Genomic DNA, 21,284 nt, shown 5'->3' with positions numbered 1-21,284 from the left:
GTGCTCTTTCTCTTGTCCGGGCAGCCCGCTAGGTTTAGCGCATGTCGACGCACTGGCTCAAACCTTATATGCCACGCAGCCTGTATGCCCGGGCAGCGCTGATTCTGGTTCTTCCTGTGATCGCGTTGCTGCTGGTTGTAGGAGTTTCCTTTCTTCAAAAGCATCTGGAAGATGTCACTGACCAGATGACGCGCGCAGCCTCAAGGGAAGTGATGCTGATCACCACCATGATGGACGGGGCCGAGACGCAGCACCTGGCATTGGCCGAAGTGCGCCCGGATCTTCTGGCGCTGGAAATGCAGGCCCGATTTCTGCCTCCCAACGAAACTCCCAAAACTGACCGTCCACGGTGGTACGACTTCATAGCACCTCAGGTCGAGGCAGAACTTCGTGCAAGGCTGCCGGAGCTGAGTGCTGTTGCGTTGCCAAGCAGCCGAGAGGCGCGTTTGTATCTGGATACGCATCTGGGGGTGCTGGAACTGACCTTCGACCGGCGCAGATTGTCGCCAGCGGCGCCGCATCAGTTGATCGTGACGATGCTGTTTTTCGCGATCATCATGACCTCGATTTCATTTCTGTACATGCGAAACCAGTTGCGCCCCATCACACGGCTGGCCGATGCGGCGCAGGCGTTTGGACGAGGGCGGAGCGTACCGTACTCCCCGGGCGGTGCCATCGAGGTACGCGCGGCGGGGAATGCGTTTCTGGATATGCGATCACGGATCGAACGTCAGATCGAACAACGGACGCTGATGTTGTCCGGCGTCAGCCATGATCTGCGCACACCTCTGACCCGCCTGAAGCTTGGACTGGCCATGCTGCCCGAGGACGAGGCACGACCTTTGTTACAGGACGTGGCGGAAATGCAGTCCTTGGTTGATGCATTCCTCGAATTCTCGCGCGGGGCGTCCGAAGGATCGCCTGAGGAAATCAATCCGGCTGAGTTTGTTCGACAGATTGTAGATGACGCGACACGAGCCGGGCATCCGGCCGAACTGGTCGCTGTCGAGGGGCAGGGAACGGCAATGCTGCGCCCAATGGCCGTTCGGCGGGCCGTCGAAAACCTGATCGGAAATGCCGTGCGCTACGGCAGCCGGGCTGAGGTCAGCCTGTCGCTGAATTCCAAGTCGCTGCGCATCCGTGTCGAAGATGATGGCCCCGGAATTCCCGCAGAGCAGCGCACAGAGGCCGTCAAACCCTTTACGCGGCTCGACCCTGCGCGCAACCAGAATCAAGGCAGTGGCGTGGGTTTGGGTTTGGCAATCGTGGCGGATGTTGCACGGGCCCATGGTGGCACCCTGAGACTGGCCAAAAGTGAACGCTTGGGCGGTTTGTGCGCGGATATCATTATTGGCCGGTAAACTGACACCTCTACCGGTTCAAACTCGCGCCAATATGACAATTTGTGCGTCTGGATTCCCGCGACAAGATTTTGGAGCATTTCAGCAAGACCTGTCACCCAAGGACGCTTTGATCGAAACTGGAAATCTGCGAACTGGACCAATGCCTTTAAATTCGAACCGCTTTGGACAGGTTGCACGGGACAGGATGAATGCTTGTTGTCAAAAACGCAAACAAAACCAGTGAGATGTGCGGGGTGTTCAAGGCTAGTGGCGGTGATTTGGTAGGCCCGGAGGGACTCGAACCCCCAACCAAAGCGTTATGAGCGCTCTGCTCTAACCAATTGAGCTACAGGCCCGCCTAGGCGCATTGCGTATCACGGTGAACAGCCGCGTCAAGCCTGACCGTTGCAACAAACGCCACAATCGAATAACCCGCCCGCAAAGCATTCAAAAGGAACTGGCCATGACAGCGGGCAAGAACGGAATCACCTATGCCGATGCAGGCGTGGATATTGACGCGGGCAATGCTCTGGTTGACCGGATCAAACCCGCAGCAAAGCGAACCAACCGCCCCGGCGTGATGAGCGGTCTGGGCGGTTTCGGCGCACTGTTCGACCTGAAAGCTGCCGGGTACCAGGATCCCATTCTGGTTGGTGCCACGGATGGGGTTGGTACAAAACTGCGAATTGCGATCGACACCGGCGTCGTGGACGGGGTTGGCATCGATCTGGTGGCCATGTGTGTCAATGACCTGATCTGTCAGGGGGCCGAGCCCTTGTTCTTTCTCGACTATTTCGCGACAGGCAAGTTGGACACAGACACGGCCGCGCGGATCATTGAAGGAATTGCCGAAGGGTGTGCGCAATCCGGCTGTGCTCTGATTGGTGGCGAAACTGCCGAGATGCCCGGCATGTACCCTGATGGCGATTTCGATCTGGCCGGGTTCTCGGTCGGGGCAATGGAACGCGGCGCTGACCTGCCTTCTGGGGTCCAGGCGGGGGATGTGCTGCTTGGTCTGGCGTCGAACGGAGTGCATTCCAACGGGTATTCACTGGTACGTAAACTCGTCGAACTGTCTGGTCTGGGCTGGGATGCACGGTGCCCTTTTGGTGAAGGTTCATTGGGCGAGGTGCTGCTTACGCCGACGCGCCTTTATGTCAAACCGGCCCTGTCCGCGATCCGCGAAGGTGGCGTTCACGCGCTGGCCCATATCACCGGTGGCGGTCTGACCGAGAACCTGCCGCGCGTATTGCCGGATGGGTTGGGGGCACAGATTGATCTGGGCAGCTGGCAATTGCCGTCTGTTTTCAGCTGGATGGCGCAGACTGGTGGTATCGCGGAAGCTGAGATGCTCAAGACCTTCAACTGTGGCATCGGTCTGATCATGGTTTGCGACCCGGATAAGGCCGATCAGCTTTCGACCTTGCTAGCCGAGGCTGGCGAGACGGTGGCGCAAATTGGTACTGTCACCGAAACGCCCGGAGTTGCTTATTCGGGCAAACTGCTGTGAGCCACAAGCGCGTCGCGATCCTGATTTCGGGCGGCGGGTCCAACATGGTGTCGCTTGTCGACAGCATGACCGGTGATCATCCGGCGCGTCCCTGTTTAGTCCTGTCCAACGATGCGCAGGCAGGCGGGCTGAAAAAAGCTGCGGACCGTGGCATTCCGACCGCAGTGGTCGATCACCGGCCATTCAAGGGCAATCGCACAGCCTTTGAGGCTGAGTTGCTGAAGCCCTTGGAAGACGCGCGGCCGGATATTGTCTGCCTGGCCGGGTTCATGCGGGTCCTGACCGCGGATTTCGTAACCCGCTTTCAGGGGCGAATGTTAAACATCCACCCTTCATTGCTGCCCAAATACAAGGGGTTACACACCCACGCCCGCGCAATTGAAACGGGCGATACGGAACATGGCTGCTCGGTCCATGAGGTGACAGCGGCGCTGGACGATGGCCCGATTCTGGGTCAGGCGCGTGTGGGTATCGAACCAGCGGATACCCCGGAAACTCTGGCTTCAAAAGTTCTGATCCGGGAACATGAACTTTATCCAGCGGTGCTGCGCCGCTTTGCCGAAGGCAACAGGTCACCCGTTCTCATGCCGTGAGGTTCCGAGGGTGATTTACACTCGCCTGAAAATCGTCCTATGGTCGTCGGTATCGCTTGGGGGCGAGGGAATTTACGGGCACTCACAAGAGCAAGAGCAAAACTAGTACGGCGCATGAAAACTCTGACGACGACGCAAGAACTGGCCGATTTCTGCAAGGCGGCCGCAAGCTATCCATATATCACAGTCGATACCGAGTTTCTGCGCGAGCGGACCTATTATTCGAAACTGTGCCTCGTGCAACTGGCGCTTCCCTCTGATGATGAAGACAGCGCGGTTCTGGTTGATCCGCTGGTTGATGGCCTGTCTCTCGAACCGCTGTATGAGCTTTTCCGAAACGAGAACGTGGTCAAGGTGTTCCACGCCGCGCGTCAGGATCTTGAGATATTCTGGGTCGAGGCCGGTGTGTTCCCCAACCCGTTGTTTGACACACAGGTCGCCGCGATGGTCTGCGGGTTTGGTGAGCAGGTCGGCTATGAGACGCTGGTGCGGAAGATCTGCAAACAGGGCGTCGACAAGACTTCGCGGTTCACCGATTGGTCCCGCCGCCCTTTGACAGAGGCGCAGAAAACATATGCACTGGCGGATGTGACGCATCTTCGCAGGATCTACGAATATCTTTCTGCGGAACTCAAGAAGACGATGCGCAACCACTGGGTGGCTGAAGAGCTGCGTACGCTGACGCAGCCTGCCACGTATGACATTCGTCCCGAAGAGGCCTGGAAGCGGGTCAAGACGCGAACGAATTCGGCCAAGTTCCTGGCTGTTGTACGCGAGCTGGCGCAGTTCCGCGAAAGGTATGCGCAGGAACATAACGTGCCGCGCAACCGGGTGTTCAAGGATGATGCTTTGATCGAACTGGCGTCGACCAAGCCCAAGACAGTCGCCGATCTCGGTGGATCACGCCTTTTGCTGCGCGAGGCGCGCAAAGGCCCGATTGCTGAAGGTATTCTTGCCGCGGTGACGAAGGGCACAAATTGTCCGCAGGAAAATCTGCCGAAGATCGACAATTCCCGGGATAACCTGAAGGTCAACCCGGCTTTGGCCGACTTGCTTCGGGTTCTGCTGAAATCCAAAACTGAAAGCTCAGGCGTTGCGGCCAAGCTGATCGCAACAAGTTCCGAATTGGACCAGATTGCCGCTGGCGAACGAGAACTGCCCGCGATGTCGGGATGGCGTTACGAGGTCTTTGGGGAAGACGCACTAAAGCTGTGCGAGGGGAAAATCGCGCTGGCGGCCAAAGGGCAGGCGGTCAAGGTCGTCTCGCTTTAGCGGCGATTACCGCCGCCGCGATTCCAAAGTATTCTGTTGCCCGACAACACGGATCAGACGAATGCCTTCAAGATCCTGGGTCGAGACATTAATGGCATCCGACACCATTCTTGTTCGTTCAGATCCTTGCGGGGTCTCTGTGCTGGGGTAATTCACGCGGAATACAAACTCCAGAATTCCCTTTTCTTTGTTTTCTTCTGAATTAACCGAAACCAAGCGTGCGTTATAGGCACCCTGCCGAAGCGCGGTGCCAGAGGAATAGATGATCGCGCCCGACGGAATTGGCTCGATCCGCAGCTCATCGATTTTGGCGATTGGAATGCTGGTATCTTCGGCGTCTGGGCGCGAAAACAGGCCTCTTCCCTCTCTTGTCTTGGGAACCAAAGCATCGGCGGCATTTGGGTCCGACGGCGTTTCAGACTTCACAGACCGGCTGGAGCCAAACCAGTTTGACGGATTCACCCGCGAGTCGCGCCAGCTGCCGCAGGCAGTCAGGGTCAGCATGGCGATGATAAGAACGGACAGAGACTTTTGCATGGACCCACTGCTTTTCACACGAATTCAGACAATGGGTTAGCGTAATTTCTTCGCGTTGAAAAGCCACAGCTGGGGCTGGACAGCAGGTGGTCGTCGGCATAGGTCACATTGTGATTTCAACGAAAGGATCACTGCGCCATGGCCACGCCTGCCTTTGAAGACATTGTCGAGGATTTCGAGTTTCTCGAAGACTGGGAAGACCGGTATCGCCATGTCATCGAACAGGGCAAGGCGATGGAGCCTTTGGATGACGCGTTGAAAGTTCCGGCGAAAAAGGTTCACGGCTGTGCCAGTCAGGTCTGGCTGCATCCGATGATCGAAGCAGGTGTGTTCAAATTTGATGGCGACAGTGATGCGCTGATCGTTCGCGGGCTGATCGCCGTGCTTCGGTCCCTATACAACGGACTGCCGGTGACCGAGGTGCCGCAGGTCGATGCGGCGGCAGAACTGGCCCGACTGGGCTTGAACGATCATCTGTCAGCGCAGCGGTCCAATGGATTGCGGGCCATGATCGAACGCATCCGCCAGGTCGCGCAGGAAAACGCCTGAGGTCACTCGGGGCGGTTTGCCCAGTCTGACAAAGTGGTTTCCAGATCGCCGTAGCCGGTGAAACGACGTTCGAACGCCAATCCCATGCGGTCCGCGCATTTCCGTGCGCGTTCGGTCAGTTTCGGATCATCGATCTGGGCCTGATAAATCAGTTTGGTGTAATTGCCGAAATACATGTCCCGCAGTTCCGGGTGGCGATCCAGGCCCAGTGGTTTCCAGACAAATGCGTCGAACTGGCGGGCCAGAAAGTCAGTCAGGTAGAAGGCAGTTGTTTCGTCCTCGCCGCGTTCTTGAAAGGCCTGATTGCCTTCGAAGAACGAATAGCAATGAGGGCCTTTTACCATCTCGACGCCCAGTTTTACGCAGGCGGATTGCAGCAGACCTCCGGTTCCGCAATCGGCGTAAACCACATAGATTTTTTCGAACCTGTCGCGGTGTTTGGCCACGGTGTCTTCAACTGCCTGCGTGATCCGTTCCGGATGAACATGCAGGATTGCAGGCAGGCAGGTCAGAGCCATGTGATCCCAGCCGTTGCGCGTTTTGATATCCAAAATTTCGCGCGCAAGTGCCCCGCAGGCGATCAGCAGGATGCCTGCGTTTTCCACGCCGTCATAGCCTTTGGTTGTCAGGCTTGCATCATCCGGTAGCGTATCGCTTGGCATAGGTCGGCTTCCTTATGGGCTCATGGCACAAGAGAATGAAAACAGCTTGCAGGCAAGCCTTCTTCCGACATCTCGTGTCAGGCTGCCGACGTTCGTGTTTCGAATGCCGATAACAGAGGCCGCGCGGGCGGGCCGTAGGCGGCGATCCCTTGCTTCGATAGCTCGGGAAACAAGGATAGGATCTCCTGTCGGGCCGACCGATCAAGTGCGTTCCAGCTTTGGGCGCCGGGATGAAAGCTCTCGCTCAGGCAGCCTTCCGACCAGAGCAACTCATGCTGATCAAACAGCAGATGAATATAGGTTACGACCCCGCCGGGTTTGAGGATGATGTCATGTCCATTGACTAAGTGTTTGGCGGGGGCCAGCGCTTCGGAATAGCCGGTATGCAGTTCCAAGCGCCAGTTCCGGAGCAGCATCCTGTGTTGCTGCGACACCAGAAGGTCGCGTGCGTTTCCAAATGCGCCTGCCTTGAACAGAACCGGCGCGAACATGCCTGCGGCCTGAACCCGCCGTTGCCCGGCCCAACGCACCGTTTGAAACCCGTGGTCAAGGGTTTCAACCCGGTCGCCGGGACGCAGCGTTTCTACCGGGCGTTCTCCCTTCCATGTTCTGATCAACGTTCCGGGCGTAAAGCACGGGACCAGATCCCAGTCCTCGCGGCTTGACACCAGTCCCGAATACCGATTACCGGCAAGACTGTTGAAGGTGATCGAGTGTATAGGCCCCGCTTCCAGAGCGGCCTGATCTGCGTTGTCCGAGAACTCTGGCACCAGATATGTGTTGCCATCCACATCCTGCGCGACAACGGCAGTAATGTTTGCACTTGTGCCGTCGAAATAAGTGACAGTGGCGTGGTAAACTGATGTGCCATCAAAGGTTTGCGGCGCGCCGCCGTCGATCGAAAACCGATCATTGGCAGACATGTTGTTCATGTCATAGGCAGAGCCGGGGTTTCCTACGGCGCTCCATGTCACGCTGTTGTGCGATAATGGCGCGTCCGTGTGACCGAAGGTTTGCCCAACTAGCGCGGAGGCGTTTTCAGCGACGTAATTGCCCTCAACACGATCGATATCGGCGAGTTTGCCCAACGAAATGGCTGTGAATGACTGCGGCACGGAACCCCCGAAACTTGGACGTTTCGGTTTTTAACCGCACTTTCGTTTACAATCGGATAATCAAGACGCCTAAGGATGGAGGCGGTGCAACAAAACGAAAAAGACCGCCCAAAATGGACGGTCTTTCAAGAAAAACCTGAGTGGTCTTAACCAGCCAGTTGGTTGTGTTTGCGGCCCACGAAATCCTTGGCGGTTTCTACTGCAACAGCAGCGTCACGGCAGTAGGCGTCTGCACCGATGGCTTTGCCGAACTCTTCATTCAGCGGCGCGCCACCGACCAGAACAATGTAGTCATCGCGCACGCCCTGTTCGACCAGTGTGTCGATAACGACTTTCATGTAGGGCATCGTGGTTGTCAGCAGGGCGGACATGCCCAGAATGTCGGGCTGTTCCGTTTCCAGTGCTTCCAGATAATTCTCGACCGGGTTGTTGATTCCCAGATCGACAACTTCGAAGCCTGCGCCTTCCATCATCATCGACACAAGGTTCTTGCCGATATCGTGGATGTCGCCCTTCACGGTGCCGATAACCATTTTGCCAACACGCGGAGCACCGGTTTCAGCCAGCAGCGGCTTGAGGATCGACATGCCGCCTTTCATCGCGTTGGCCGCCAGCAGAACCTCAGGTACAAACAGAATGCCGTCGCGGAAGTCATGGCCCACAATGGTCATGCCGCCAACCAGAGCTTTGGTCAGGATGTCATACGGCGTCCATCCGCGTTCCAGCAGGATATTGGTGCCTTCTTCGATCTCTTCTTTCAATCCGTCATAGAGATCGTCGAACATCTGATCGACCAGCTCGTCATCATTCAGTTCGGACAGGACGATATCTTCTTCGTCGGACATGGGGTATTCCCTGTGCTGGGCGGGCCATCGGCCCGTGGTGGCATTTTTTCCGTTTTGGCCAAAACGTCGCATTCTGACTGTGACGATTGCGACGTTGGTCGTTTCGGGACCGACCTATATGCCAAAAATGGCACCGGCTCGATTGAAAAGTCTGCAATATTATCCTGTTTATTTTTCATCTGTGCGTTCCTGTTTCTTCGAAGGGTTGGCTTGCACAGGTTTTGTTTCACGCTTATCGTACGGCAAGAACAAATAGGGAACAAATATATCGTGAGCATCGGGTATGTCGTCAAGGCAAGGGGGGTGGCGTCCAATACTGCTGGGCGGTTTGAACGGTTTGCAACGCAGGCTGTTGATGACGGGTGGGACATCAATGAAGACTTGCCGCCCCTGCGAACCGAGACGCGGGATGAGGTGGCGCGCAGTGCAATCACCTATAACCGTTCACCCGATTTGCCTTTTGACCGTTCGATCAATCCGTATCGGGGGTGCGAGCATGGCTGTGTCTATTGTTTTGCCAGACCCAGCCACGCCTTTCTGGGCTTGTCCGCAGGATTGGATTTCGAAACTCGCCTTGTTGCGCGTCCCAACATGAGCATTGTTCTGCGCAAGGAACTGTCGGCAAAGTCCTACAAGGTCGCCACGATCGCAATCGGGACAAACACTGACCCATACCAGCCCATTGAAAAAAACAGACTGATTACAAGGTCTTGCCTTGAGGTCTTGCAAGAGTTCAACCACCCGGTCGCAATCGTGACCAAAGGAACATTGATCGAGCGTGATCTGGATATTTTGGCTGACATGGCCAGCCGGGGATTGGTGCGGGTCGGTATTTCGCTTACCACGCTGGATGCGGGTCTGTCCCGGCGGATGGAGCCCCGCGCACCGTCTCCGGCCCGTCGGTTGCAGACGATCAGAGCGTTGACCGATGCGGGCGTTTCGGTTCGCGTAATGACCTCGCCTATTGTGCCTGGGCTGACAGATCATGAGTTGGAGAGCCTGTTGGGCGCCGGAAAAGAGGCGGGCGCAGATGCGGCAAGCTGGATCATGTTGCGATTGCCCCGCGAAGTCTCGCAGCTTTGGCAGGACTGGCTGGCAGAGCACGAACCCGCCCGTGCAGAAAAGGTCATGTCCAAGCTGCGTGAAATGCATGGCGGACGAAATTATGACCCGCGCTGGGGGTACAGGATGCGGGGTGAGGGGGAATATGCCGAACTCATCGCCCTGAGATTCGCTAAAACCTGCAAAAGACAAGGGCTTTCGATCAAATCCGCTCCGTTACGTTGCGACCGGTTTGCAGTTCCGCCGCAACCTGGGGATCAAATGAGCTTGTTCTGAAGCCAAATACCCAACCGTCCGCTGCTTCAGTATCGAAAGCAAAAGACCCCGGTTTAACCGGGGCCTTCTGGATTTATTGCGTGCTTTGATGGATCAGCGGTTTTCGATGTCCACGTAATCGCGCAGCGTCTCACCCAGGTACAACTGACGCGGGCGGCCGATCTTGTTCTGTGGATCTTCAATCATTTCTTTCCACTGGCTGACCCAGCCAACAGTCCGCGAAAGTGCAAAGATTGGTGTGAACATTGAGGTCGGGAAACCCATCGCCTCGAGGATGATACCCGAATAGAAGTCAACGTTCGGGAACAGTTTTTTGTCGGCGAAATACGGGTCTTCCAGCGCTTCGCGTTCCAGCTCTTTAGCAACCTGCAGTTTAGGGTTGTCTTCAATGCCCAGCAGATCCAGAACCTCGTCGGCCGACTGCTTCATCACCTTTGCGCGTGGGTCAAAGTTTTTGTACACGCGGTGGCCAAAGCCCATCAGGCGGAACGGGTCGTTCTTGTCTTTGGCACGGGCGATGAATTCGGGAATGCGATCTACGGTGCCGATCTCTTCCAACATTTCCAGACATGCCTGGTTGGCGCCACCATGGGACGGCCCCCACAAGCAGGCAATACCAGCGGCGATGCATGCAAACGGATTTGCGCCCGATGACGACGCCAGACGCACGGTGGACGTTGACGCATTCTGCTCGTGGTCTGCGTGAAGCGTTAAGATACGGTCCATCGCGCGGCTGAGGATCGGGTTGACCTCATATTCTTCGGCAGGAACGCTGAAACACATGCGCAGGAAGTTAGACGCATAATCCAAGTCATTGCGCGGATACACGAAGGGCTGCCCCGTGTGGTATTTATAAGCCCATGCGGCGATTGTCGGCATTTTGGCGATCAGGCGATGCGAGGCGACCTCGCGCTGATGCGGGTCCGCGATATCGGTCGAATCGTGATAGAAGGCTGACATTGCGCCGACAACACCGACCATAATGGCCATGGGATGCGCGTCGCGGCGGAAACCACGGTAGAAATACTGCATCTGCTCATGCAGCATGGTGTGGCGGGTGATCGTGGTTTCGAATTTCTCCAGATCTTTTGCGACCGGCAGCTCTCCGTAGAGCAGCAGATAGCAGACCTCAAGAAAGTGCGATTTCTCTGCCAGTTGGTCGATCGGGTAGCCACGGTGCAGCAACTCGCCTTTTTCACCATCGATAAAGGTTATTGTGCTGTCACAGCTTGCGGTTGAAGTGAAACCGGGATCATAGGTGAATACCCCTGCCTGACCGTAAAGCTTACGAATATCAATGACATCCGGACCGGCGGTCGGGGTATGAACCGGCAACTCATACTCTTTGCCGTGAACGGTCAGAGTGGCTGTTTTGTTGCTGTCTGTCATGGTTATCCCTTCTTCATTCATACGCATGCCAAAGAAACCTCGGGCAGTGCGGGCAACGACTGCGCGCTTTCGCGCAGTCCGGGTGTTAGCGGAGCAGCGTTACCCGTTTATGAAATTCGGGTTATTTCGCTGCTTCTGAAAGCCGCGCCAGGGTTTCATCCCGTCCCAGCACAAGCATCATGTCAAAAACCGAAGGCGTGACGGCCCGACCAGCCAAGGCGGCCCTGAGTGGGCCAGCCAGCTTGCCGAACGTGAGCTCCTTTGACTCGGCAAAGGAATTCAGGGTCTCCTCCAGTTCGTCTCGAGACCAGCTAGCATTTTGCAACTGCGGCGTCAATTCTTCCAGTATACCGTCGGATACAGATGCCAGCGCCTTTGCGGCTTTCTCGTCGGGAACGATTGGGCGTTCCGTCAAGGCAAAGTGAGCCTTTTCAAGGAGTTCAGGAAAAGTCCGCGCCCGATCCTTGAGGCAATACATCGCACGTTCCAAATCACTCGATTGTGAATCTGTCAGGGGTGGTAAAGCAGCTGCGGCCAGGTAGGCTCCGATTTCATGCCGCAACGCAGCATCCTCAGAAATGGCGATGTGTTGACCACACAGGTTTTCCAGTTTTTTCAGATCAAACCGGGCAGGGCTTTTGCCGATGCCGTTCAGATCAAACCACTCCTTTGCCTGTGCATCAGTAAAGAATTCATCGTCACCATGGCTCCAGCCCAGACGGGCCAGATAGTTGCGCATCCCGGCGGCAGGATAGCCCATGGCCTGATACTCCTGCGCGCCAAGCGCGCCATGGCGTTTGGACAATTTCTTACCGTCTGGCCCGTGGATCAGCGGAATATGGGCCCAGACCGGAACATCCCAGCCCATTGCCTCATAGATCATCATCTGGCGCGCCGCGTTATTGAGGTGGTCATCGCCGCGAATGACATGGGTAACACCCATATCATGATCGTCGACCACCACTGCCAGCATGTAGACCGGTGTCCCGTCGGAACGCAGCAGAACCATGTCGTCCAGTTGGTCGTTGCGAATGGTCACGTCGCCCTGAACCTGATCGCGGATCACTGTTGTACCGTCCTGCGGAGCCTTGATGCGAATGACAAATGGCAGTTCGGGAAGAGCCGAAGGATCAGCGTCACGCCAGGGGCTGCGGAACAGGGTCGACTTGCCCTCGGCCCGCGCCTGTTCCCGAAAGGCGGCAATTTCGTCCTGCGTCGAGAAGCATTTATATGCCTTTCCCTCGGCCAGAAGCTGGTGCGCGACTTCGGCATGCCGGGCAGCTCCTTCGAACTGGCTGATTACATCGCCATCATGATCCAGTCCCAGCCATTCCATACCCTGAAGGATCGCGGTGGTTGCCTCGGGGGTCGAGCGCTCCCGGTCGGTATCTTCGATCCGCAGCAGGAACTTTCCACCACGTCCGCGGGCATAAAGCCAATTAAACAATGCGGTGCGTGCGCCACCGATGTGCAGAAAACCTGTGGGCGAGGGGGCAAAACGTGTGACGACCTGTTCGGACATGTTGAGGATTAACCTTTTGGTAACCGTATCTGGCATAGTTTGACGCCTGTCTAACGAGCCCGAAGGACGGGGGCAACCATGCGTGTTCTTGCACGGGTCGAGGCCGCGCTGCTGCACCAGACAGGGTACCTGTTTCCGTGGACGCCAGTCATGCTGGCAACGGGGATCGGTCTCTATTTCGGTGCCCGGAGCGAGCCTGGCTGGCCGGTATACGCTGGTCTTTCTTGCTTGTTCCTGGCTCTTGTCGTCCTGAGCCGCTGGCTGCCACCGGGGATGGGAGCGTTAGCGACCGGGGGGGCGCTGATTGCGGTCGGTGTCATACTGGCGGGCACTCGCGCCCATATGGTGGCAGAACCGGTTCTGTCCTGGCGGTACTATGGCCCTGTCGAGGGGAGGGTCGTTGCCATGGATCGGTCTGCCTCGGATGCGTTGCGGTTGACGCTCGATCAGGTGCGCGTAGGGGACGTACCGCAGGAGCGCAGGCCGCAACGCATCCGTCTTTCTGTTCATGGCGCAACAGACCCTTTTGCGCCTGGGCAACGGATCATGACCACAGCGCATCTTTCGCCGCCGCAGGGCCCGGTTGAACCTGGCGGGTTCGATTTTCGTCGCCATGCCTGGTTTCAGGAGCTGGGTGCGGTCGGGTATACCCGCGTTCCTGTATTGACGATTGCGCCAGTCAAGGACGGTATTGGCGGTGTTCGAATTACCGCAATCCGAATGGCCATATCGCGGCGAGTGAAACAAATCCTGCCCGGAGAAATCGGTGGGTTTGCCGCTGCCGTCACCACAGGTGATCGCAGTGGTATGGGGCAGGAGACGCTCTTGTCCCTGCGCGCGTCGAACCTGGCGCATTTGCTTGCCATTTCCGGGCTTCACATGGGGTTACTGACGGGTTTTGTTTTCGTGGCCTGCCGTATTGGTTTGTTACTGATCCCCTTCGTGGCGCTGCGGTTACCTGTCCGAAAAGTTGCGGCTGTGCTCGCGCTGATCGCGGCGACGATTTATTTGCTGTTGTCCGGCGGGAATATCGCAACCGAACGCGCCTATGTCATGGTCAGTGTCATGCTGGGGGCCGTGTTGATCGACAGGCGCGCGATCTCGTTGCGTGCGGTTTCCGTTGCTGCGCTGATCGTTCTGGTTCTTTGGCCCGAGTCGCTGCTGAGTCCGGGGTTTCAGATGTCCTTTGCGGCAACGACAGCCCTGGTTGCCGTCTTCGGCGCATTGCAACAGGTGGGTCCGTTACCCGGCCCGAATTGGTTGAAACCGATTGCTGGTGTGGTGATGTCCTCGGCGATAGCCGGGCTTGCCACGGCCCCAATTGGCGCTGCGCATTTCAATACGATGTCTCACTATGGATTGCTGGCGAACCTTCTGTCCGTACCCGTCATGGGCTTATTAGTTGTGCCTGCGGCGGTTGTCGCCGCACTGGCCGCCCCATTTGGATTGGAGGCTTTTCCGCTGACCGTTATGGGCTGGGCGCTGCATTGGATCTTGGGGGTGTCAAACTGGGTGTCGCACCTGGACGGTGCTCAGGGTTTCGTAGTTAGCCCGCCCTGGTATGTATTGCCATTTGTTGCTGTTGGTGCTTTGTGGCTGGCCTTGTGGCAAGGGCGCGCGCGTTGGTACGGGGTCGGGCCCGTCGTTCTGTCATTTCTGCTTTGGAACTCGGGCTACAGGCCAGATGTTCTGATCGCAGAAAACGGGGGGTTAGTCGGCGTGATGACCGCTCAGGGCCGGGCTTTGAGCAGAAGCAAAGGCAGCGGGTTTGTTGCCAGCGTCTGGCTTGAGAATGACGGTGACGGTGCCGATCAGATCGCGGCAGCAGGCAGATGGCCGGACAGCAGCACCGTTCAGCGGTACCCATATCAGGATATGGAAATCATCCATATTTCGGGCAAAAAGGCCGCGCACGCGTTCGACGAATGCAAGAACAACCAGATCATAGTTTCGAAAGTTGCGCTGACCCTTGAGGGAGCGTGCGCCGTCTTCGATCCGGATCACCTGACCGAAACCGGCAGCCTGTCATTGTCGGACGGAAAGTTGACTTCAAGCGCGGAACTGACAGGTCACAGGCTCTGGTCCCCGAAGCCCGTCGGGGACCGTCGTTTGAATCCGGATCAATAGGTTCGGATCAGACCGACTAGGCGACCCTGAACCTTGACCTTTTCTTCAGGTAGAACGCGCGTCTCATAAGCCGGGTTGGCCGCTTCGAGTGCAATAGCGTTGCCGCGGCGGAAGAAGCGTTTCAGCGTCGCTTCCTGATCTTCTACCAGTGCAACCACGATATCACCGTTATCGGCAGTCGCGGTTTCGCGGATGACGACCACATCCCCGTCATTGATGCCCGCGTCGATCATCGAGTCGCCGCGAACCTCTAGTGCATAGTGCTGGCCTTTTCCGGAAACCATGGGGCCGGGGACCGCTACGTGATGGGACACGTGGCTGATCGCCTCAATGGGGACACCCGCCGCGATCCGGCCCATCACCGGCAATTCCAACGCGTCCACCGCAACCGGTTCAATATTGGCCGGGCGGGGGCCTTTGGGCCGGTCACCTTCGATCACGCGGGGTGAAAATCCGGCAGTTGGTTCACCGCCAAGGCTTTCAGGAAGTTTCACAATTTCAATCGCGCGGGCACGATGCGCGAGGCGACGGATAAAGCCGCGTTCCTCCAGCGCAGTGATCAGCCTGTGGATGCCGGATTTCGACCGCAGGTCAAGCGCGGCCTTCATTTCATCGAAACTGGGCGGAACACCGTCCGCCTGCACTCGTTTTTGGATGAATTTCAACAAATCCAATTGCTTCTTGGTCAGCATTGCTCACACCTCGTCGCTCATGCGTTTTCTTTTGTTCTACGCATGTTCACGTTTTGTGTCAATGAATTTGGGCGAAGCTCAGATCGGCAGGTATCGAACCGTTTCCCCGGCCTTGCGGGCGGGGTCGTTCGGGGGACGGACCAAAAGGGCGTTTGCCTGCGCCAGAACGCTGAGCAGAGAGCTGTCCTGATCTGCACAGGCCTGGATACCCGTTTCGCTTAGAACCGCACGCATGTAATGCTCGCGCGGGCCGTTTTGTGACAGTGGTTCGGTCAACCGGGCAGAGCGAAAGGGTGGCAGAACCATTTCCAGCCCCAGCATCCGCCGCACCATCGGGGCAAGGAACAGATAGCCACAGACCATCGCGCTGACCGGGTTCCCCGGAAGCCCGACCATCGCGGTGTCACCCATGCGACCAGCCATCAGAGGTTTTCCGGGGCGCATTCGGATCTTGTAGAAAGACCGATCCATCCCCAGCCCCTGCGAAACGTCAGACACAAGGTCGTAGTCCCCAACCGACGCACCGCCAATCGTCACGACGAGATCGGCCCCTCGTGCCAGGTGAAAAGCCGTTTCAAGTGATGAGACCGTATCCCGTGCAATCGGAAGGACACGAACCACAGCACCGAGCCCCTCAAGCAATGCCCGCAGTCCAAACGTGTTTGACGCGATAATCTGGTCCGGTCCCGGTTCTTCGCCGGGCATGACAAGTTCGTCGCCGGTCGAGATCAGGGCAATGACGGGTTTTCGAGAAACCGGGACCCGCGCGACATTCATCGCAGCCATCAGTGCAATGTCTTCGGCGCGGATCAAACGCGGTGCCGTGATGGGGGTGCCTGTCATAAAATCCACACCGGCAGGGCGGATGTTCGTTTTGGGGCCGGGGTCGTCTGTGATCGTGATCAGATCGTCACGCCGGTCGGTATCTTCCTGAATCACAACGAAATCCGCGCCCTCGGGAACCGGAGCGCCGGTAAAGATACGCACGGCCTGACCGGGGCCCACCGAGCCGTCGAAACGACGACCCGCAGCGGATTCGCCCACCACTATGAACATGGCATGAAGCTCGACTTCGTCGGCTTTGACGGCATAGCCATCCATCGAAGATGCCGCAAATGGCGGCTGGTCGCGCGTTGCCACAACCTCGTGCGACAGAACACGTCCCGCAGACTGGGCCAGGGGAACCTGTTCCGAAGGTAGAGGGCCGACAAGATCGAACAGCAGGGCGCGCGCTTCTTCGACGGTAATCATTTCGCCTCGTAACGTCCTGATTTTCCGCCGTCTTTAAGACTTAAATGAATGCCGCCAATTTCCATCGCTTTGTCGACGGCTTTGGTCATGTCGTACACAGTCAAGGCCGCGGTGGAAACGGCGGTCAGGGCCTCCATCTCAACTCCGGTTTGACCTGACGTTTTGACCGTTGCTTCGATCTGAACTCCCGGCAGATCCGGGTCGAGGGTCAGTTCAACGGCAACCTTAGTTACTGGCAAAGGATGGCAGAGCGGGATCAGATCCGGCGTCTTTTTTGCACCCATGATGCCGGCCAGGCGGGCAACGCCCAAAACATCGCCCTTAGCGGCGCGTTGTTCTGAAATGATTTCATAGGTTTCCGGTGCCATCTTAACGTGACCCACAGCCACGGCTAAACGATCTGTGACCTCTTTGCCCGAGACGTCGACCATATGCGCCTGACCTTGAGCATCGAAATGGGTCAGCGGCATCACATCACTCCGGGGATAAGCGGATTGGACAGGATGTGGCGGGTGGCCGCTTCGACATCGTCCTGACGCATCAGGCTTTCGCCGATCAAAAAGCACCGGGCGCCATAGCGCGCAATATCCCGCAAATCTTCTGGCGTGCCCAACCCGCTTTCGCAGACGATAGTACGGTCTGCCGGTACCAGTTTGGATAAGCGCCGAGTCGTATCAAGAGTGGTTTCGAAGGTCTTGAGATTGCGGTTGTTTATGCCGATCAAAGGACTTTTCAGTTGGGCTGCGCGTTCAAGCTCGGCTTGGTCGTGAACCTCAATCAGAACGTCCATCTCCCAATCGAAAGCGGTTTGTTCCAACTCGGCTGCCTGATCATCGCTGACGGATGCCATGATGATCAGAATACAGTCGGCTTCCAAAGCACGTGCCTCGACCACCTGATAAGGGTCATACATGAAATCCTTACGCAAAGCGGGCAGAGATGTCGCGTTACGCGCTTGTGTTAGATATTCCTTGGCACCCTGAAAGCTCGGCGTGTCGGTGAGCACGGACAAACACGTAGCACCGCCTTCTTCATAGGCCTTGGCCAAGGCAGGCGGATCAAAATCTGGCCGGATCAAACCCTTGGAGGGGCTGGCTTTCTTGACCTCGGCAATCAGGCCGTAACCTTGCCGGGACGCAGCTTGAAGAGCTGCGGCAAACCCACGGGTTTCCGAAGCGGCGCGTGCTTCACTTTCCAGAGTTTCCAAGGACTTATGAGCCTTGTCTGCTGCGATCTCTTCCAGTTTGTAGGCTTTGATCTTGTCCAGAACGGTTTCGGTCATGCGGCCTCCTGAGTCTTGGCGGCCAAGGCCGTGATTTTGTTTTTGGCTTCACCGCTGTCGATGCTCTCGGCGGCCATGGCCACGCCTTCGCGCAGATCACTTGCAGCATCGGCGACAATTAATGCGGCGGCAGAGTTCAGCAACACGGCGTCACGATACGCGGACGGGGCGCCGTCCAGCAGCGCACGAAATGCGATGGCATTTTCTTCAGGGGTTCCGCCGAGGATGTCTTCGAAAGGGTGCACAGGCAGGCCGGCATCCTCGGGGTGCAGCTCGACCTCTTTGATCACGTCATCTTCTAAAGCGGCAACCCAGCTGATACCGGTGATCGTCAATTCGTCTGTCCCGTCTGATCCGTGCACCAGCCACGCGCGATCTGACCCCAGCAAGCCTAGTGTTTCAGCCATGGGGCGGATCAACTCGCGGCTAAAGGCGCCAGTCAGTTGCCGTTTGACACCGGCAGGGTTGGTCAGCGGGCCAAGGATATTGAAAATCGTGCGCGTTCCCAGCTCCTGCCGCGAAGGCATAACATGCGCAATAGCCGGGTGATGCATCGGCGCCATCATGAATCCGATCCCGACATCTTTCAATGCGCTTTCAACGACTTGCGGGCCAACCATGACGTTGATGCCCATTTGACCCAGTGCATCCGCTGCGCCGGATTTGGAGCTTAGGTTGCGGTTGCCGTGTTTGGCGACTGTCACGCCAGCGCCTGCGACGACAAAGGCCGTCGCGGTCGAGATATTCAGAGTACCTTTTCCGTCCCCGCCCGTGCCAACGATGTCGATCGCCCCTTCGGGCGCCCGCACGGCATTGCACTTGGCGCGCATCACAGCCGCGGCCGCGGCATATTCATCAACCGTTTCCCCCCTTGTACGCATGGCCATCAACAGCCCGCCAATCTGGCTTGGCGTGGCTTCGCCGTTGAACAGGATGCCAAAGGCGGTCTCGGCCTCGTCGCGGGTCAAAGGACGATCGGCGGCTGCTCCGATCAACGGTTTCAGCGCGTCGCTCATGCGGGGACTTTCAGTTCTTGCAGGAAATTCTTGAGAAGGGCGTGACCATGTTCGGAAGCAATCGATTCAGGGTGGAACTGAACACCGTGAATAGGCAGTTCCCTGTGTTGCAGCCCCATGATCGTGCCGTCTTCCAGCTCGGCTGTGATCTCAAGACAGTCGGGCAGCGTCTCGCGCTCGACCACCAGCGAATGGTAACGTGTGGCTTCAAAGGGCGATGGAAGGCCAGCAAAGACGCCTTTTCCGGTGTGGTGCATGATGCCCATTTTGCCGTGCACAATTTCGTGGCATCGAACCACCTTGCCACCGAAAGCCTGTCCGATGGTCTGATGCCCAAGACAAACACCCAAAAGGGGTGTTTTGGTCTCGGCCGCGGCTTCGGTCAGAGCCAGACAGATACCCGCCTGATCCGGGTCGCAGGGGCCGGGACTTAGCAGGATCCCAGCCGGGTTCATGGCCATTGCTTCCTGTACATCCAGCGCATCATTGCGGCGAATGACCATCTCGGCACCAAGTTCGCCCAAATAATGTACCAAATTGTAGGTAAACGAGTCGTAGTTGTCGATCAGCAGCAGCATATGGGCACTTATCTTCGCTTGGGCATTTCGGGCTGGCGATGCAACCCCGGGCCACGGTATAATGTCCGCACATACATGCTCAGGCTTGGGCGGCAGCGTCAAGAGGACATACGGTTTCTGACGCCTCCAATTGACCGAGCGCCACACCAGATGGCGCAGAGCAGGGCGAGGCAGGGAAAAGAGGCGAAAGGCAGGAAATATGGGCGGATTTTTCGGAGGAATGGTCGCAGGGGCGATCGTTGTTTTGATCTTGGGTGCGGTCGTGTCGCTCAACACGCCGATGGTCAACACACCGGTTGTTGCGACCGAAGCACCAGCGCCGACAGTTTCAGAAACACCAGAGGCGCCTACTGAACTTGCCGAGGATGTTTCTGATGCCGATCTGGTGGAACTGGCCCCGCGTGCGCCAGAAGCCGCCGATGATGCCAGCGAAGATCTGGCCGACTTGTCCGGGCTGGAAGCGTCATCCGAGCCCCAACCCGAGGTTGGCAAAGCGGCTGAGGCCCCGAACGAGCCCGCTGCAACGGTCGCGACCGAAGTGTCCGTCATGACCGAAGCCCCCGCTGCGCCGCCCGAGCCCAGCAAGGTGCCCGCAGTTCAGCAGGAACAGTCCTTGCCGGTTGTAATTGATGAAACGCCCGCACCTCCATCCGAGCCTGACTCGACCGAGGTCGCGGTTCTTGAGCCCGAACCAAATCCGTTGCCACAGGTCGAGGCTGATCCACAAACAAATGACACCACGACTGATAATTCATTTGAAAGCAGTCCGATTGCGGTGGAAGGGGATGAAGACACCTTGCCCCGCGAGCTTCCGCGCATTGCTGCGTTGCCTCAGATCGGGGGAGAACAGGAAGAAAGTGCCAGTTCGATTGTCGGAAAACGTATCCTGCCGTTGACGGAACGCGATGATGAGCCTGTTGCAGAACAGGCGATTTCCGAACAGCCATCTGCGGAAAAACCGATTGAACGTTTTGCTGCCAAGTTCGAGAACCCGGAATCTAAGCCGCTGATGTCGATCATTCTGATTGATGACGAAGGCGCATTCGGCGCCGAAGCGTTGCAGGATTTCCCTTACCCGATCAGCTTTGCCGTGAACCCGTCTGATCCGGATGCGGCGGAAAAGATGGAACGGCACCGCGCGGCTGGGTTCGAAGTTCTGGCCCTTGCGGACTTGCCCGAGGCAGCAAGCGCGCAGGATGCCGAAGTTTCCCTGTCCGTGTGGCTGGATACATTGCCTGAAACAGTGGGTATTCTGGAAGGCGTGAACAGCGGCATTCAGGGAAACCGCAAGCTGGCCGATCAGGTCGCGGCAATTGCTGCCGGAACCGGACGCGGGTTGATCACACAGGACAATGGGCTGAACACTGTCCAGAAGCTTGCGGTTCGCAATGGCATTCCGTCCAGCGTTGTGTTCCGCGATATCGATGGGGCGCGACAGGATCCCAGAATCATGCGCCGGTTCCTGGATCAGGCCGCGTTCCGGGCGGGTCAGGAAGGAACCGTTGTCATGCTGGGGCGGGTACGGCCAGAGACAATCTCAGCCCTTTTGCTGTGGGGTCTTGAAGATCGCGGGAACCGGGTGGCGATGGCGCCGATCTCGGCCGTCTTGATGAAACAGGTGCAGTGACTGTTTGAATCAGGCGGCGATCTCCTGATCAGCCGC

Annotated in this window: 20 protein-coding genes and 1 tRNA gene; 8 read left to right on the top strand and 13 right to left on the bottom strand. The window is 57.4% G+C overall.

Annotated features, from left to right (window positions below; all coding sequences use genetic code 11):
* The first annotated feature begins 41 nt into the window (after positions 1-41).
* Complete coding sequence (locus ACR0BF_RS05480; RefSeq protein ID WP_480603506.1) at positions 42-1,361, top strand: ATP-binding protein; 1,320 nt, start codon at positions 42-44, stop codon at positions 1,359-1,361.
* A gap of 261 nt (positions 1,362-1,622) precedes the next feature.
* Here the strand turns inward: ACR0BF_RS05480 and ACR0BF_RS05475 are convergent.
* Positions 1,623-1,699: transfer RNA gene (locus tag ACR0BF_RS05475), tRNA-Ile, on the bottom strand.
* Between the two features lie 107 nt (positions 1,700-1,806).
* Here ACR0BF_RS05475 and purM point away from each other — a divergent pair.
* From purM to rnd, 3 genes are all read left to right on the top strand, one after another.
* Positions 1,807-2,853, top strand: a complete 1,047-nt coding sequence (gene purM / locus ACR0BF_RS05470) for a phosphoribosylformylglycinamidine cyclo-ligase (protein WP_480624438.1) — start codon at positions 1,807-1,809, stop codon at positions 2,851-2,853.
* Entirely contained in the window at positions 2,850-3,446 is a 597-nt protein-coding gene (purN, locus tag ACR0BF_RS05465) for a phosphoribosylglycinamide formyltransferase (RefSeq protein WP_480553627.1), read from the top strand. Before purM ends, purN begins: the two co-directional genes overlap by 4 nt.
* A 114-nt stretch (positions 3,447-3,560) precedes the next feature.
* Positions 3,561-4,718: a ribonuclease D gene (rnd, locus tag ACR0BF_RS05460; protein ID WP_480624437.1), complete on the top strand. Its 1,158-nt coding sequence runs from the start codon at positions 3,561-3,563 to the stop codon at positions 4,716-4,718.
* Positions 4,719-4,724: 6 nt separating this feature from the next.
* Here rnd and ACR0BF_RS05455 read toward each other — a convergent pair whose 3' ends face one another.
* Positions 4,725-5,255, bottom strand: a complete 531-nt coding sequence (locus ACR0BF_RS05455; protein ID WP_480517175.1) for a hypothetical protein — start codon at positions 5,253-5,255, stop codon at positions 4,725-4,727.
* A 138-nt stretch (positions 5,256-5,393) separates the two neighbouring features.
* Here ACR0BF_RS05455 and ACR0BF_RS05450 point away from each other — a divergent pair, with 138 nt between their 5' ends.
* Positions 5,394-5,804, top strand: coding sequence for a SufE family protein (locus ACR0BF_RS05450; protein WP_480624436.1), 411 nt, complete (start codon positions 5,394-5,396; stop codon positions 5,802-5,804).
* Positions 5,805-5,806: 2 nt separating this feature from the next.
* Here the strand turns inward: ACR0BF_RS05450 and ACR0BF_RS05445 are convergent, their stop codons facing one another.
* The 3 genes from ACR0BF_RS05445 to ACR0BF_RS05435 form a co-directional block, all read right to left on the bottom strand.
* The gene (locus ACR0BF_RS05445; protein ID WP_480624435.1) at positions 5,807-6,466 is read right to left on the bottom strand and encodes a DUF1638 domain-containing protein; all 660 of its coding nucleotides are present in this window, start codon (positions 6,464-6,466) and stop codon (positions 5,807-5,809) included.
* Positions 6,467-6,543: 77 nt separating this feature from the next.
* The gene (locus tag ACR0BF_RS05440) at positions 6,544-7,581 is read right to left on the bottom strand and encodes a Hint domain-containing protein (RefSeq protein WP_480624434.1); all 1,038 of its coding nucleotides are present in this window, start codon (positions 7,579-7,581) and stop codon (positions 6,544-6,546) included.
* Positions 7,582-7,727: 146 nt separating this feature from the next.
* Positions 7,728-8,426: a corrinoid protein gene (locus tag ACR0BF_RS05435; RefSeq protein ID WP_209503809.1), complete on the bottom strand. Its 699-nt coding sequence runs from the start codon at positions 8,424-8,426 to the stop codon at positions 7,728-7,730.
* A 270-nt stretch (positions 8,427-8,696) separates the two neighbouring features.
* On the opposite strand from ACR0BF_RS05435, the gene ACR0BF_RS05430 reads away from it, so the two are divergent.
* Positions 8,697-9,764 carry a PA0069 family radical SAM protein gene (locus ACR0BF_RS05430; protein WP_480553619.1) on the top strand — a complete coding sequence of 356 codons (1,068 nt, stop codon included), beginning with the start codon at positions 8,697-8,699 and terminating at the stop codon, positions 9,762-9,764.
* Between the two features lie 93 nt (positions 9,765-9,857).
* On the opposite strand, the gene gltA is transcribed toward ACR0BF_RS05430, so the two are convergent.
* Both gltA and gltX read right to left on the bottom strand, forming a co-directional pair.
* Entirely contained in the window at positions 9,858-11,153 is a 1,296-nt protein-coding gene (gene gltA / locus ACR0BF_RS05425; protein WP_480472976.1) for a citrate synthase, read from the bottom strand.
* 121 nt (positions 11,154-11,274) lie between these two features.
* On the bottom strand, positions 11,275-12,675 hold the full coding sequence (gene gltX, locus ACR0BF_RS05420) for a glutamate--tRNA ligase (RefSeq protein WP_480472974.1): 1,401 nt from the start codon (positions 12,673-12,675) through the stop codon (positions 11,275-11,277).
* Positions 12,676-12,753: 78 nt separating this feature from the next.
* On the opposite strand from gltX, the gene ACR0BF_RS05415 reads away from it, so the two are divergent.
* Positions 12,754-14,802 carry a ComEC/Rec2 family competence protein gene (locus tag ACR0BF_RS05415; protein WP_480624433.1) on the top strand — a complete coding sequence of 683 codons (2,049 nt, stop codon included), beginning with the start codon at positions 12,754-12,756 and terminating at the stop codon, positions 14,800-14,802.
* On the opposite strand, the gene lexA is transcribed toward ACR0BF_RS05415, so the two are convergent.
* From lexA to ACR0BF_RS05385, 6 genes are all read right to left on the bottom strand, one after another.
* Entirely contained in the window at positions 14,796-15,494 is a 699-nt protein-coding gene (gene lexA / locus ACR0BF_RS05410; protein ID WP_480472970.1) for a transcriptional repressor LexA, read from the bottom strand. The genes ACR0BF_RS05415 and lexA overlap by 7 nt on opposite strands.
* Before the next feature lie 78 nt (positions 15,495-15,572).
* Complete coding sequence (locus tag ACR0BF_RS05405; protein WP_480624432.1) at positions 15,573-16,745, bottom strand: molybdopterin molybdotransferase MoeA; 1,173 nt, start codon at positions 16,743-16,745, stop codon at positions 15,573-15,575.
* Positions 16,742-17,215, bottom strand: coding sequence for a cyclic pyranopterin monophosphate synthase MoaC (gene moaC / locus ACR0BF_RS05400; RefSeq protein WP_480472966.1), 474 nt, complete (start codon positions 17,213-17,215; stop codon positions 16,742-16,744). Before moaC ends, ACR0BF_RS05405 begins: the two co-directional genes overlap by 4 nt.
* Positions 17,215-18,027, bottom strand: a complete 813-nt coding sequence (trpC, locus tag ACR0BF_RS05395; RefSeq protein WP_480621839.1) for an indole-3-glycerol phosphate synthase TrpC — start codon at positions 18,025-18,027, stop codon at positions 17,215-17,217. Before trpC ends, moaC begins: the two co-directional genes overlap by 1 nt.
* Positions 18,024-19,043, bottom strand: a complete 1,020-nt coding sequence (gene trpD / locus ACR0BF_RS05390; RefSeq protein ID WP_480624431.1) for an anthranilate phosphoribosyltransferase — start codon at positions 19,041-19,043, stop codon at positions 18,024-18,026. The genes trpC and trpD overlap by 4 nt, the downstream gene beginning before the upstream one ends.
* A complete protein-coding gene (locus ACR0BF_RS05385; RefSeq protein ID WP_209503818.1) occupies positions 19,040-19,621 on the bottom strand; it encodes an anthranilate synthase component II in 582 nt (193 codons plus the stop codon). Before ACR0BF_RS05385 ends, trpD begins: the two co-directional genes overlap by 4 nt.
* A 199-nt stretch (positions 19,622-19,820) precedes the next feature.
* Here ACR0BF_RS05385 and ACR0BF_RS05380 point away from each other — a divergent pair, with 199 nt between their 5' ends.
* A complete protein-coding gene (locus ACR0BF_RS05380; protein WP_480624430.1) occupies positions 19,821-21,248 on the top strand; it encodes a divergent polysaccharide deacetylase family protein in 1,428 nt (475 codons plus the stop codon).
* Positions 21,249-21,284 lie beyond the last annotated feature (36 nt).

The organism is Ruegeria sp. AG7, from assembly GCF_056541545.1.
This window is presented reverse-complemented; position numbering and strand designations above follow the sequence as displayed.